A 13,933-nucleotide genomic window follows, 5' to 3' on the forward strand; every position below is an offset into this window, starting at 1 on the left:
GCACTTTGCGCCTGAGCAGTATTATGGGGGTGAAAATCAAAATTACAAGCCAAAAAGAAAAGCGGATAGCTTTCACTATCCGCTCGCTTTATAAAATTAAACTGATAAATTACCAGTATGCACGTAAACCGATAACAGTTTTGAAATCACGGCTACGATCTACCGCACTATTTTCGTATTTAGTACGAGTTGCTTGCCATTCTAAGAATGGTTTCACTTTTAAAGAACCTTGATTGTATACATAGTATTCAGTACCCACCATGAATTGACGAGTTCTGTCTGTATCACCAAATTGTTTATCTGTTTTATATGCGTACATTGCATATACGTTCCAATCTTCGTTTAACCCTTGACGAACAACTGCACGCACTTCATTTTTAGTACGTTTGTCACCTTGGTTTTTAGTTACTTGACGCTCTAAATCTAAACCATAAGTGGTATGAACGAAGTTATAGGCTAAACCTAATCCATAAGCATTACGGTAGTATGATGTATTGTTAGCATTTTCAGAAATTTCACGAGTAAAACCTGCTGCTACGGTCACATTTTGAATGCTATCAATTGCATGGTTAAAGATAAGACCTGTACCCCAAGCATTTTTACGTTTATTTGTCAAATCAAGGTTTTTAATGCTACGTTTGCTTGAACCACCATAGTACGCACCAAATTTAACTTTGTTATCACCATAGTTACCGTTGTACACGTATTGAGTTACACGACGTGCAGAACCATCTAATAAGCCATCAGACAAACTGTAAGTATTTGCTAAGTCAGTTTGTTTTACTTCATCAGTAATAGTTACCATATTACCGTAAGTTAATTCACCGAATTGTTTGTGGCCAAAACCAGCATAAAGTTGGTGAGTGTAAACATGGTCAAAATCATGTTGTGAAGGTGCTTCACCACGCATACGCCATTCAGCACGGCCTAAAGCGTAGAAATCGCCACCTAAGCTTTGTTTTAATTTGAAACCAAAACGTGAGCCGTTGTTATCAACTGCGTGGTTGATGTGCTCTTTAGTTACATCACCGTTTACATAGTTAGTTTTGTTAGAGGTACTTTCCCATTTAACACGTAAAGAACCATAGAAATCAACATCCGTACCAGTTTGGTCAACATGGAAGTTATAAGCTTGTGCAGAACTTGCTGCTAATGCAGCTACAGATAAAGCAAGAAGTGTTTTTTTCATAACGCTTTCCTTATGATTTAATGAAGTTAATAAAAAATTAAACTTTTTTAGTCTATACACCAGAACCAGAATGTGTCAATCTTAAATTTTTCCAACTATCAGAAAATAGGCAATTTTTTGACTAAAATCAATTCAGATAAATATATTTTTGATTATTTTATCGCCTATTTAATTAATAAATTTAGCATTGGAAACACTTGATCTGACTTAATATTTTCCATTGAACTGGCCGTTAAATAATGCTGATTTCTACCATAACAACCAATTAAGGTCGGATCAGTTGCGCCATATAGCGTAATATTCGGTTTATCCAATGCTGCCGTTAAATGTGCAAGCCCTGTATCCACCGATACCACCGCTTTTGCATTGGCAATTTGACGGGCTAATTCATTTAATGAAAGCTTAGGCAAAACGACTACATGAGATAAACCTACTGCTAATCGCTCTGCTCTTGCCTTTTCTTTTTCGTTTCCCCAAGGTAAACGAACTTGAACAGAAAGTACGGTCAGTTTTTCGATTAAATTTCGCCATTCATGTTCTGGCCAATGCTTTTCATCTCTTGTCGTAGAATGAAAAAAGATCACGTAAGGATCGATAGAATCTGCGGAAATAAAATGACGTGCAATGTCATAATCCCCTTTCTCTTTCGGTAATGGATAAGATAAGGCTTGTGCAAAAAGTTGACGAATACGTTCTACCGCATGTTGTTGATAAGAAATCGCGTATTTTTTATCGTAGAACAAGGAAGCTATCGGCTCACGGATACTCTTGCGATCATAGCCATGTTTGACGCCATTGGCTAAGCGTGTCGCAAAAAAAGCGCTCTTAAAAAGCCCTTGTGCATCAATCACGGCATCATATTGATTTGTTTGTAATAAAGTGCGGTAAGATTTCCATTCGGTCTTTGTTTGAGCTGAAAAAGGTGATTTTCGCCAACGTCTTAAGGCAAGTGGAATAATTTGATTCACTGCAGAATGCCAACGTGGAATTTCGGCAAAATTCTCTTCCACCACCCAATCAATAGAGAGATTAGGAATAGCACGCTGTGCATCAGTCAATGCCGGCAAAGTATGAATCACATCGCCCATAGAGGAAGTCTTAATCACACATACTTTCATTTAATTAACCTTCTTCCCCAGTGCATAATCCCAAGCCCAGATACGGCTAAAATGCCTCCAATAATTAAGGAGGAATCCACTTGTTCATTCAACCAAACGGCTGAGAATAAAATGCCTAAAATCGGCACAAGAATAATATAAGCTGAGGCATTACCTGCACCTAAGTATTTCACACCATCAAAATACCATGCGTAGGCTAATACCGTTGCACCAAATGCAAGACCGAGTAAACTTATCCACTCACCTTGCGATAAATTCAGTACTGTCAGCCAATCATCCGAGCTTTCCACGCATAGAGCACTAATAAACAACAATAAAAAACCAAAAATGGAAGATAATGTGGTTGCGGTAAGCGAATCAATGCCTGCGAGTACTTTTCTCGCCAATAAGGTATAAACGACCCAACAAATTAGCGCTCCAATTAATAATATTTGCCCAAAGCCAAAGGAATCCATCATCTGTAAAAAATTTCCTTTTGTGAGAGCTAATAACGACCCACTCATAGCAATAATCATTCCGAGTATTACCCAGCGATTCCATTTTTCTTTAAATAAAAAAATTGCCAAAAGTGTAGTAAACACTGGGTTTGTTGCCACAATAACGGCGGCTTGTCCCGCAGGAAGATATTTCAGACCCCAGATAAAAAATGTGGAATAGGCAAAAACACCAAAGAAAGCAGTGACAAACAAACCTATCCACTGATTCGTTCTTAGTTGTTTCGCATATTTGAAGCGATTTGCCGCATATAACCAAATCATGAGCGGAATAATCGCTAACAAAAATCGTAAACTTGAAGCCACAAACGTCGGCATAGCTTGGGCAACCACTCGCCCCCAAGGCCAAGAAGCGCCCCATAAAATGGCCATTCCGATTAATTGTAAGTGTATGCGTAGAGGGTTCATTTTGCTAATAATGCCTCTAATTTTTCTAATGCTATTTCTGGTGTAATATCAATTAAACTTTGATGATACCCTTCCGAACTATCTGTACTTTTACGCACCTTAATTAAATCGCCTTCAATTAAACGAATAATCACGGCTTTATCAGATAATGGTGGCGTATAAGTTGGGCTCGTTGGGCCATAAAGTGCAACTAATGGGCGGTCTGTCGCGGCGGCAATATGCATTAAGCCGCTGTCATTGCTCACCACTGCTGTGCAGTTAGCGATTAAATCCACGGCTTGATTCAAGTTAGTTTGTCCTGCCAAATTCAAACAGAATGGTTGTAATTCAACTGGCAAGGCATTACGAATTTGCTCCCCTGCTTCCACATCTTTTGGTGAACCAAATAATTCTACCGCATAGCCTTTTTCAATCAGCATTTCGGCCAATTTGGCATAATGATAATGCGGCCAACGTTTAGCTGGACCAAATTCTGCCCCTGGACAAAAACCAATAATCGGACGTTCGCCTAAAAGTGCGGTCTGTTTTTCAAAGTTTTTTAAGGTTTCTGCTTGTTGAGTGGAATCAACGGTTAAATAAGGTTTTAGAACAGGAATATCAGCTGCTTTCGGTACTGCATTTTGCTCAAAAGCTAACGCGACATAACGCTGCACCATCATCGGGTAATCACGTTTGTTATTGCGTAAATCGTTAAGCAAGAAATAACGGCTCTCCCCTTTCCAACCACGACGCACAGCAATTTTTGCAAAAGCGGGAATGAAAGCAGACTTCAAGGAGTTTGGTAACACAATCGCCATATCATATTGATTGCGTAATGCCTTACCTAAACGATAACGTTCACACAAGGCAAACTTGCCGTGTCCGAGCGGCATTTCAATGGCATGGCGCACTTCTGGCATACGGGCTAAAAGCGGTTTGCACCAATTCGGTGCCATCACATCAATTTGGCAATGGGGATATTGCAGTTTGAGTTGTTGATACAAACTGTGCGACATCATCATATCGCCGACCCAAGACGGGCCGATAATTAAAATATTCATGCTTGACCTTATAACAAAAGTGCGGCTAAAAATAAGATTAATTTTAACCGCACTTTATTCATTTTCTAGTATTGAACAACATTATTTGTTCAATATTTTTATTTATTTAACCACGCCATATACTCAGCCACACCTTCCGCTACGGTTTTAAATGGTTTGTCGTAGCCGGTTGCACGAAGTTTCTCAAGATTAGCTTGAGTATATTCTTGATAGCGAGATTTCAAATGCTCTGGGAATGGAATGGTTTCCACTGCGCCTTTGCCGTGGAATTTAATTACAGCTTTTGCTACCTCTGCAAAAGACTCTGCATTGCCGGTACCACAGTTGAAGATACCCGAAATGCCATTTTGCCAGCACCAAATGTTGACTTGCGCCACATCACCTACATAAACGAAATCACGGCGGAAGTGTTCACTGCCTGCAAATAATTTTGGATTTTCGCCTTTCAGGATTTGGTTATTTAAGTGGAATGCCACACTCGCCATTGAGCCTTTGTGTCCTTCACGCGGACCATAAACGTTAAAATAACGGAAACCACATACCGGTGATTGCGCTTCAGGTAAAATCGCACGCACATATTGGTCGAATAAGAATTTAGAATAACCGTACACATTTAATGGGCCTTCAAATTCACGCTCTTCACGGAATTCAGTTTTGTCGCCATAAGTTGCCGCACTTGATGCATACAAGAACGGAATTTGACGATCTAAGCAGTAATGCAATAACTCTTTTGAATATTCGTAGTTATTATGCATAATGTATTTGCCGTCCCATTCAGTGGTCGCTGAGCAAGCCCCTTCATGGAATACCGCATCGATATCACCTAAATCATCGCCTGCAATAATGGATGCAATGAAGTCTTCTTTATCGCAGTAATCTGCGATATCAAGATCCACTAAGTTAATGAATTTAGTCCCATCTTTTAAGTTATCCACCACTAAAATATCTTTGCGTCCCATATCGTTTAATGCTTTAACGATATTACTGCCGATAAAACCGGCGCCACCTGTTACGATAATCATAATTCTGTCCTCTTTAAAATAAGTCTGTGTATTGTAATAGATTTTGTACCGCTTAGCCAAAAAACTCTGTGAAAAACAACCGCACTTTTAAGCCCCAGTAACTCGTCCAGCCCGTTGTGGCCAAATCCATTTTTCCTTTATTTAAAATAATAATTGTTGGTGTCACATTCACCTGCCATTGATCCGCAATCTTGCCTTGAGGATCATTCACCGTCGTAAACTGATAGTGATGCGTTTGTAAATAATCCTCCACGTCCTTATTTGTCCCCGAACGCAGTGCGATAGAGACGACAGGATAGCCTTCTTCTGAAAGTGAATTAATTGCTGGTGAAGTATAACGACAATAACCACACCAACTTCCCCAGAAATAAATGATTGTCGGCTTAGTTTGATCTAATTGAGGCAAAAAGAAGGCATCCCCCTGTAAATCATAAAGTGCCGTCGCATTGATTTCAGGTGGAATATTGGGTTTACGAATAAAATCGAGAATACTGCTTACGACAATCAACATCAGTAGTAGCGAAATCGCATTTTTTAATAATGTTTTAAGTTTCACAATAAAATTTCATGATCTAGGATAAATGGATTGTAATCGATCAGAAAAGTGCGGTCAAAATTGCAGAGATTTTGTTATAAATACATTATCTAAACTTGGCATCACATAAAAAATGCTCCTATTATAAAAATAGGAGCATTATTTAATAACTATAAATTTTCAATTCCTGTAGTTACACTAAATGCTTTTGTTTCTTTAGGTTTTAGCATAATTAAACTTCCTGCTTTTTTAGCTGCTAAAAAACCTTCTGGCCTACAAGTTGCTGGTAATACAAATGCACCTACTTGTTGATCCTCATTAAACAAAATCCATCGTGTTGCATAATTAAAGTCTTTAGATGAGAATTTTGTTATATAACTATGCCCACTAGGTGATTTCATTTTATATTCTAAATTCTCTTGATATTTACTGAGATTATCCATAAAGAATACTATTTCAGGATCATACATCACATCATTATCTAATTTATCAAGATGGTATTCCCCTTTTTTAATTTTATCATTAAACTCAAGCCACTTTTCTGTTGGGCTAACGTGAGCTGGTATAGTTTCTCTCAAAACAATAGCCTCATCAGGAATATTCTGAGTTAACTCCGCTCCATGCTCATAACAATAATTCATGTGGCACATGTATTGCAATGGCATATCAACACTAGATAAATTAGTTACACTCATTTGAATATCAAATAAAGTACTATTTGAATAAAGTGTTACAGCTGGTCTTGCTGAATAATGATTTCCAAACCCTTTCACATATTCAACTTCTCCCGTAAGGGTTATTGAATTATTATCAATGATTAACCAGGCATTATTAATAATTGAACAGGGCATCTCTCCATGTAAAACATGATCATCTTCAGGGCTTGGACAGCCATTTCTGATTAACCCCGAATGAAAAGCAAAACATCCGTAAGTATCAACAATACTATTACCAAATTTCGGCTCAGAAAACATATTCTTCATTTTTAATGAATGTTTACCAAATTCAGCATCCCAAATAATTTGACCATAAAAAGGCAATACAATAATAAATCCTTTTTTATTACAAATTTTTATTGCTTCAATTCCTGACTCATACTTAAAGCCAAACACTGTAAAATCATTATTACTAAGCAATACTTTTTCATCTCTAGAAAATAACTCTTTGAATAAAAATAACTTCGTTTCCATTATTCCTCTCCTTTTTCTAATTTCATTTTATCCCAGAAGTAATATCCAACATAGATAAAGCAAAGCGTTGGTACAACAAAGGCCAATTGTAAAGATCCTAAAGTATCAGAAACATATCCATGAATAGCAGGGACAACCGCAGCTCCAATAATTGACATTACTACAACAGCTCCGGCTACTTCCCGATGTTCTTGTTTAACAGTTCCTAATACAGATGTATAAATTGTAGCCCAACATGGTCCAAACAATACACTTGCAAAAATTGCAGCATAAACAGCTGAAAAGTCATGAACAAAAGAAGTATAAGAGAGAGTAAATACACCAAGAATAGAATACACAAACAATACTGCATCTGATTTAAACTTAGTCATTAAAAAATTTGCTACAAATTTTCCGATGAAAAAACCAATAAAACTATATATCATGAAATTTGAAGCATCCCTCTCATTAATATTACTTAAATTTAAAGCTAAACGTATTGTAAACGACCATACTGCAACCTGCATGCCCACATATAAAAATTGAGCAATAATTCCTTTCTTAAATTGTTTATTCTTTGATAAATATTTCAATGTATCAATGAATTTCACATTAGTAGCTAAAACTTCATTTTCAGCTTTGCATCTAGGGAATTTTGTCAATAAGAACAACAAAGTAACAGCAATTAATACAAAAATAAGATATTTATAAGGTTGTAATGTATGCTCAAGCAATGATAATTTAAATTCATGAGCTTGATCTGGGGACATCGTAAGCAATTGTTCTTTCAAGCTAGCACCTTCTTGGAAGATTAAATATTTACCCAGTAAAATGCCAGAAATAGCACCAATCGGATAAAATGTTTGACTAATATTCAGTCTTAATGTCGCATAATCTCGATGGCCGAGCATAGAACTATAAGTATTTGCTGATGTTTCAAGGAAACTTAAACCGATAGCAATAGAAAATATAGCAGCTAAAAACATAGTATAAGTAGCCATGTGAGAAGCTGGATAAAACATTGAACAGCCTATAATATACAAGGTTAAACCAATCAAAATAGCAACTTTATAACTTGTTTTCTTTATTACTAGAGAAGCTGGAATTGCAATTAAGAAATATCCACCATAAAAGGCACTTTGAACTAATGCACTTGCAAAGTCACTTAATGTAAATACACTCTTAAATTGAGTAATAAGAATATCGTTTAAGCTCGCGGCAGCCCCCCACAATGGGAATAGGCAAGATAATAATATGAACTGAAATATAGGTGTTCGATTCAAATATCCATCAGGCATTTGCTGTATTCCTTTCATAACATACTCCTTATAATTTACCCAAAAAACACTCAAATTCTTTTTTATCTGGATATGATATTTGAGTTCCTTGACCAGTCACACTATAAGCTGAAAATGCAGAGGCCATGTTCAAAGATGCTAAAATATCATGCGTTTTAACAAGATAGTGTGCAAAACATCCTATAAATGCATCTCCAGCTCCACTAGTATCAATAGCATTAACCTTATGAGGAGCAATATGATGAATTACATTTCCATCTAGCCATATCGCACCTTTTTCCCCCAAAGTAACAACAAGATTTTTCAATCCTTTTGAAATCAATGAATTAGCTGCTATCAGAATCTCATCAATATTAGAAACTGGTAACCCTGTAAGAATTTCTAATTCAGTCTCATTAGGCATAAAAAAATCACACTTACACACATAATTAATATCTAAATTTGGATCAGCAGGAGCTGGATTTAATATTACAGGTATATTATTTTTAACTGCAAAATCAATTGAGTAATAAACAACAGATAATGGAACTTCTAATTGCAAAATAATAAGCTTACATTTTTTAAGTTCATTTTCTGCGTCATCTATATCTTTTGTTGATAAGTGACTATTTGCACCTTTAATAATAAGAATGCTATTTTGGGATGACTTATCTACAAATATCGGTGCGACACCACTGGAAACACCTTTTGCTACTGTTACATAATCAGTATTTATAGCATTCAGATGAAAGTTTTTTAGTGTGTTCTCAGCGAACAAGTCATCTCCAACTTTTGTTAACATCATCACATCCGATCCTAACTTAGCAGCAGCTACTGCTTGATTAGCACCTTTACCTCCACATCCTATCTTGAAGCTAGGAGCTTCGATTGTCTCACCCAACTTAGGCATCCGATCTATATATGTAATCAGATCAACCATATTTGAACCAATAACTGCAATATCCATACGACCTCCATTTCAATTGTTAATAAAGTAACATTTTATTTAAACCACAGTATAATCCCCAAAAAATGTTAAAAAAGTGACAAAGATCACAGTTCTAGAAAAAATTTTTATGATATTATTAGAAGCAATAAAACTATAACCACATATCACCATGGACAGAAAAAACAATTCAAGAATAAAAAGCTTAGAATTTATACTCAGAACAATGAGCTCTATAAAATTAAGAGATGCCGCCAATATACTAAGTGTATCTGAAATGACTTTAAGAAGAGATTTAAGTACTGAAGGATGCCCTTTAATTCTACTAGGTGGTCACATAGTCAAAGCCCCTCAAAACCATCATGAGGCTAACTATCTGATTTTTGAACAAGAAAATAAGAATTTAAAGGAGAAAATGACTATAGGTAAAGCGGCAGCAGAACTTGTTGAAAATGGGGATGTTATTTTTTTTGATTGTGGTTCAACAATCCCTTTTATTGCATCACAAATAAAATCAGATATAAAATTCACTGCACTTTGTTGTTCTCTAAATACATTTACAATTTTGCAAGAAAAAAGTAATTGTGAAGTAATACTAGCAGGTGGATCATACTCTAGTCATAACTCCTTTTTCACTCCAATTAATAACTCAGAAATAGAATCAATACTTACAACTAAAGCCTTTATTTCTGCGGCAGGTGTGAGCGATGAATATGGTGTTAGCTGCTTTGATTATAATGAAGCAAAAGTAAAAAAAATGGCAATGAAAAAAAGTAAAAAGAATATATTGGTATTTGATCATATGAAAATAGGACTAGTAAGAAAAGCATATATCAATGATTTAAATCAATTCGACTTATTAATATGTGATCAAGAATTACCTAAAAATTTCATAATGAAGAATAATCATCAATAATAACCGATGACTAAGTTAAGGAGAAAAAATATGGATAGTAAACAATTAGCACAATATATTGATCACACCGCGCTCACCGCAGAAAAAACAGAACAAGATATTCTTAAACTATGTGATGAAGCGATTCAGTACGGTTTTTATTCAGTCTGCATTAATTCAGGTTATATTCCTTTAGCCAAAGAAAAACTGGCAGGATCAAACGTCAAAATTTGTACGGTTGTTGGTTTCCCACTTGGTGCCAACTTATCCTCAGTCAAAGCGTTTGAAACCCAAGAAGCCATCAAAGCTGGTGCAGGTGAAATTGATATGGTAATTAATGTCGGCTTAATAAAATCAAATAAATGGGATGCCGTAAAAGACGACATTCAAGCTGTATTAACCGCTTGTCATGGTGTACCGCTTAAAGTGATTTTGGAAACATGCTTACTCACCAAAGAAGAAATCGTAAAAGCCTGTGAAATCTGTAAAGCGTTGGGTGTGGCATTCGTTAAAACCTCAACGGGTTTCAATAAAGGTGGAGCAACCGTAGAAAATGTGGCATTAATGAAGAAAACGGTAGGCAACATTGGCGTGAAAGCCTCTGGCGGTATTCGTGATACTCAAACCGCACTAGCGATGATTAAAGCGGGAGCTACTCGAATTGGCGCAAGCGCAGGCATTGCAATTGTAACGGGTGTTTCTGGTAATACCTCAAGCAATTACTAATCAATAATAAAAAAGGAGATTGAAGTGTATGCTTCAATCTCCTTTTTAATCATCAAAGACTCAATTAAGCATTAATTTGTCCTTTCAAGAAATCTAACAACTGATCTTTTGCAATCATTTGTTTTTCACCGGTACGACGATTTTTGTATTCAATTTCGCCGTTTGCGAGATTTTTCTCGCCAATCACCACCATATGTGGCACACCGATAAGTTCCATATCTGCAAACATCACACCTGGGCGTTCTTTACGATCATCAAAGATCACTTCTACACCTTGTGCTTGTAAAGTGCGGCACAATTCTTCGGCATATTCTTGAACGCTTTCAGATTTATGCATATTCATAGGCACGACAGCTACGGTGAATGGCGCAATTTCATCTGTTGGCCATACAATACCGCGATCATCAAAATGTTGTTCAATCGCCGCAGCCACCACACGCGTTACACCAATACCGTAACATCCCATGGTTACGACCATTGGACGACCATCTTCACCTTGAACAGTCGCATTCATCGCTTCTGAGTATTTTTTACCTAATTGGAAAATGTGGCCTACTTCGATACCACGTTTAATCAATAAGGTACCTTTACCATCTGGGCTTGGATCACCTTCAACCACGTTACGAATATCCGCCACTTTTGGTAAAGCTACATCACGTTCCCAGTTGATATTGAAGTAATGTTTACCATCAATGTTTGCACCTGCACTGAAATCAGACACTAATGCTACTGAACGGTCAATAATCACTGGAATATTGAGATTAACAGGGCCTAATGAACCAACACCTGCACCAATTTTTGCTTTGATAACAGCTTCGTCTGCAAACTCAAATGGTGAAGCCACTTCAGGTAATTTTTCCGCTTTAATTTCATTTAATTCATGGTCACCACGAATGACTAATGCCACTAACGGTTGTTCTTCGCTTGCCCCTTTTACGATTAAGGTTTTAACCGTTTTCTCAATAGGCAAATTGAATTGTTCCACCAACTCAGCAATCGTTTTTGCATTTGGCGTATCAACTAATTCCATGGCTTTTGTTGGCGCTGCGCGCTCACCAATTGCCACCGCTTCCGCTAATTCAATGTTTGCAGCGTAGTCAGATTCAGTAGAGAAAATCACATCATCTTCGCCACTGTTTGCTAGCACTTGGAATTCATGTGATGCACTACCACCGATAGAACCGGTATCCGCTTGTACCGCACGGAAGTCTAAACCTAAGCGATTGAAAATATTGCTATAAGTTTGGTACATCACATCATAAGTTTGTTGCAAGCTCGCATGATCCGCATGGAAAGAATACGCATCTTTCATGATAAATTCACGCGAACGCATGACACCGAAACGAGGACGCACTTCATCACGGAATTTGGTTTGAATTTGGTATAAGTTAATCGGAAGTTGTTTGTATGATGACACTTCACGACGAACTAAATCCGTAATCACTTCTTCATGTGTTGGACCTAATACAAAGTTACGGTTTCCTCGATCCACAAAACGTAGTAATTCTGGGCCATATTGTTCCCAACGACCTGACTCTTCCCATAATTCTGCTGGTTGCACGACTGGCATTTTGATTTCAAGTGCGCCACTTTTATCCATTTCTTCACGAATGATTTTTTCTACTTTACGAAGCACACGCCAGCCAGTTGGCATCCAGTTATAAAGACCTGAAGCAAGAGGACGAATCATCCCCGCACGAAGCATTAATTGATGGCTCACAATGGCCGCTTCAGCTGGGGTTTCTTTTAATGTTGAGAATAAATATTGACTTGTACGCATTGAATTAACCTTAGATTCTAAGCATTGAGAAAAAATTGGTGAGAGTATAACAAAAAGTGCGGTCATTTTTAACCGCACTTTTTTCAGAGAAAAGATTATCTTCTCGGTAAGTATCTAACTGGATCGACAGATTTACCTTTATAACGGATCTCGAAGTGAAGTTTCACAGCATTGGTTCCTGTGCTACCTATTTTCGCAATTTCTTGACCCGCTTTCACTTCTTGTTGATCGCTCACAAGGATTTTGTCGTTGTGTGCATAAGCACTTAAGAAATCATCATTATGTTTGATGATGATTAAGTTTCCGTAGCCACGTAATGCGTTACCCGCATAAACAACACGACCGCTCGCTGCAGCTTTAACCGCTTGTCCACGAGAACCACTGATATCAATCCCTTTGTTACCACCATCAGAGTTAGAGAAACCTTGGATCACGTTGCCTTGTGTTGGCCATTGCCATGCCACATTCGATGCCACTGGTGCTACAACGTTTGCATTAACTGGAGTATTGTTTGTGGTTTCCACTTGAGTTGTCGTTGTCACCGGTGTGCTAGGTGTATTGTTGGTAAACGCTGGTGTTGATGCGCCACCTGTTGCCACACCTGATTTAATTGGACCAATTACCGTACCATCAGAACCAATTTGAGTACCGTTTGCACCTGGTGTATAAGTCACTTCTGGTTCAGCAGGGACTGCCGGTGCAGCTGGTGCGGTAGTTTTCACTGGTACAGTCGTGGTAACCGTTTTAGTTGAACAATTTGAAATTTTTAACGTTTGGCCCACACTTAAGCTATAAGGCTCTTTCATATTATTCATGCTTGCCAAATCTTTCACGTCCATACCCGTCAAGTAAGCGATTAGGAACATGGTATCGCCTTTGTTTACTTTATAGGTATTTCCTTTGTATGAACCTTTTTGAATTTGGCTGTAATCCGGTGCATTAGTATTTGGATTACGCGGCACGTTGATTGCGCCAGAGCTGGTGCAATCAGAAACCGTTTTAGTTACCGTTTTAGTTTGCGGTTGAACTGGTGCCGGAGCAGGCGTTGGTTTAGGTTGTGCTGCAGCAGGTTGTTGAACCGGTTGATAAGTCGGTTGGAAACTTGGTTGTGGTGTTTGAGTTCCCGTTGGCACGCTATTGCCCATGGTATTTGGCATCGTATTTTGTTGAATTTCTGGCTGCCATGTACCGCTCGAATTATTATCAACAGGTTGCATTACCCCCGGAGAAAGTGTGCCATCTACATTTTCAATTGGCGCAGGGCTATTTGAACTACAAGCCGTTAAAATAGCGATACTCACAGGGAGCAATAAAAACGATTTTTTCATTTATTC

The 13,933-nt window shown here is 37.6% G+C and carries 13 protein-coding genes; 2 read left to right on the top strand and 11 right to left on the bottom strand.

The features are described from left to right. Nucleotides 1-109: 109 nt before the first annotated feature. From INP93_RS01735 to rbsK, 9 genes are all read right to left on the bottom strand, one after another. A complete protein-coding gene (locus INP93_RS01735; protein ID WP_197544983.1) occupies nt 110-1,189 on the bottom strand; it encodes a porin in 1,080 nt (359 codons plus the stop codon). A gap of 164 nt (nt 1,190-1,353) precedes the next feature. Continuing rightward, complete coding sequence (gene rfaC, locus INP93_RS01740; protein ID WP_197544984.1) at nt 1,354-2,307, bottom strand: lipopolysaccharide heptosyltransferase RfaC; 954 nt, start codon at nt 2,305-2,307, stop codon at nt 1,354-1,356. Continuing rightward, nucleotides 2,304-3,209, bottom strand: coding sequence for a DMT family transporter (locus INP93_RS01745; RefSeq protein WP_197544985.1), 906 nt, complete (start codon nt 3,207-3,209; stop codon nt 2,304-2,306). The genes rfaC and INP93_RS01745 overlap by 4 nt, the downstream gene beginning before the upstream one ends. After that, a complete protein-coding gene (gene waaF, locus INP93_RS01750) occupies nt 3,206-4,249 on the bottom strand; it encodes a lipopolysaccharide heptosyltransferase II (RefSeq protein ID WP_197544986.1) in 1,044 nt (347 codons plus the stop codon). Before waaF ends, INP93_RS01745 begins: the two co-directional genes overlap by 4 nt. A gap of 98 nt (nt 4,250-4,347) precedes the next feature. Beyond that, nucleotides 4,348-5,271 carry an ADP-glyceromanno-heptose 6-epimerase gene (gene rfaD, locus INP93_RS01755; RefSeq protein ID WP_049373042.1) on the bottom strand — a complete coding sequence of 308 codons (924 nt, stop codon included), beginning with the start codon at nt 5,269-5,271 and terminating at the stop codon, nt 4,348-4,350. A gap of 52 nt (nt 5,272-5,323) precedes the next feature. Next, entirely contained in the window at nt 5,324-5,827 is a 504-nt protein-coding gene (locus INP93_RS01760) for a protein disulfide oxidoreductase (RefSeq protein WP_193451574.1), read from the bottom strand. A gap of 149 nt (nt 5,828-5,976) precedes the next feature. Further along, nucleotides 5,977-6,996 carry an aldose 1-epimerase family protein gene (locus tag INP93_RS01765; RefSeq protein WP_193451573.1) on the bottom strand — a complete coding sequence of 340 codons (1,020 nt, stop codon included), beginning with the start codon at nt 6,994-6,996 and terminating at the stop codon, nt 5,977-5,979. Further along, a complete protein-coding gene (gene fucP / locus INP93_RS01770; RefSeq protein WP_070592681.1) occupies nt 6,996-8,291 on the bottom strand; it encodes an L-fucose:H+ symporter permease in 1,296 nt (431 codons plus the stop codon). Before fucP ends, INP93_RS01765 begins: the two co-directional genes overlap by 1 nt. A gap of 10 nt (nt 8,292-8,301) precedes the next feature. After that, entirely contained in the window at nt 8,302-9,219 is a 918-nt protein-coding gene (gene rbsK, locus INP93_RS01775) for a ribokinase (RefSeq protein WP_111387108.1), read from the bottom strand. Between the two features lie 151 nt (nt 9,220-9,370). Between rbsK and deoR the strand changes: the two genes are divergently transcribed. Together deoR and deoC are read left to right on the top strand one after the other, a co-directional pair. After that, entirely contained in the window at nt 9,371-10,114 is a 744-nt protein-coding gene (gene deoR / locus INP93_RS01780) for a DNA-binding transcriptional repressor DeoR (protein WP_193451572.1), read from the top strand. Between the two features lie 30 nt (nt 10,115-10,144). Continuing rightward, nucleotides 10,145-10,819, top strand: a complete 675-nt coding sequence (deoC, locus tag INP93_RS01785; RefSeq protein WP_193451571.1) for a deoxyribose-phosphate aldolase — start codon at nt 10,145-10,147, stop codon at nt 10,817-10,819. Nucleotides 10,820-10,883: 64 nt separating this feature from the next. Here deoC and proS read toward each other — a convergent pair whose 3' ends face one another. After that, a complete protein-coding gene (gene proS, locus INP93_RS01790; RefSeq protein WP_197544987.1) occupies nt 10,884-12,599 on the bottom strand; it encodes a proline--tRNA ligase in 1,716 nt (571 codons plus the stop codon). 95 nt (nt 12,600-12,694) lie between these two features. Further along, entirely contained in the window at nt 12,695-13,927 is a 1,233-nt protein-coding gene (gene nlpD / locus INP93_RS01795) for a murein hydrolase activator NlpD (protein WP_197544988.1), read from the bottom strand. Nucleotides 13,928-13,933 lie beyond the last annotated feature (6 nt).

This window comes from Haemophilus parainfluenzae (assembly GCF_014931415.1).
GTDB classification, from domain to species: domain Bacteria; phylum Pseudomonadota; class Gammaproteobacteria; order Enterobacterales; family Pasteurellaceae; genus Haemophilus_D; species Haemophilus_D parainfluenzae_AF.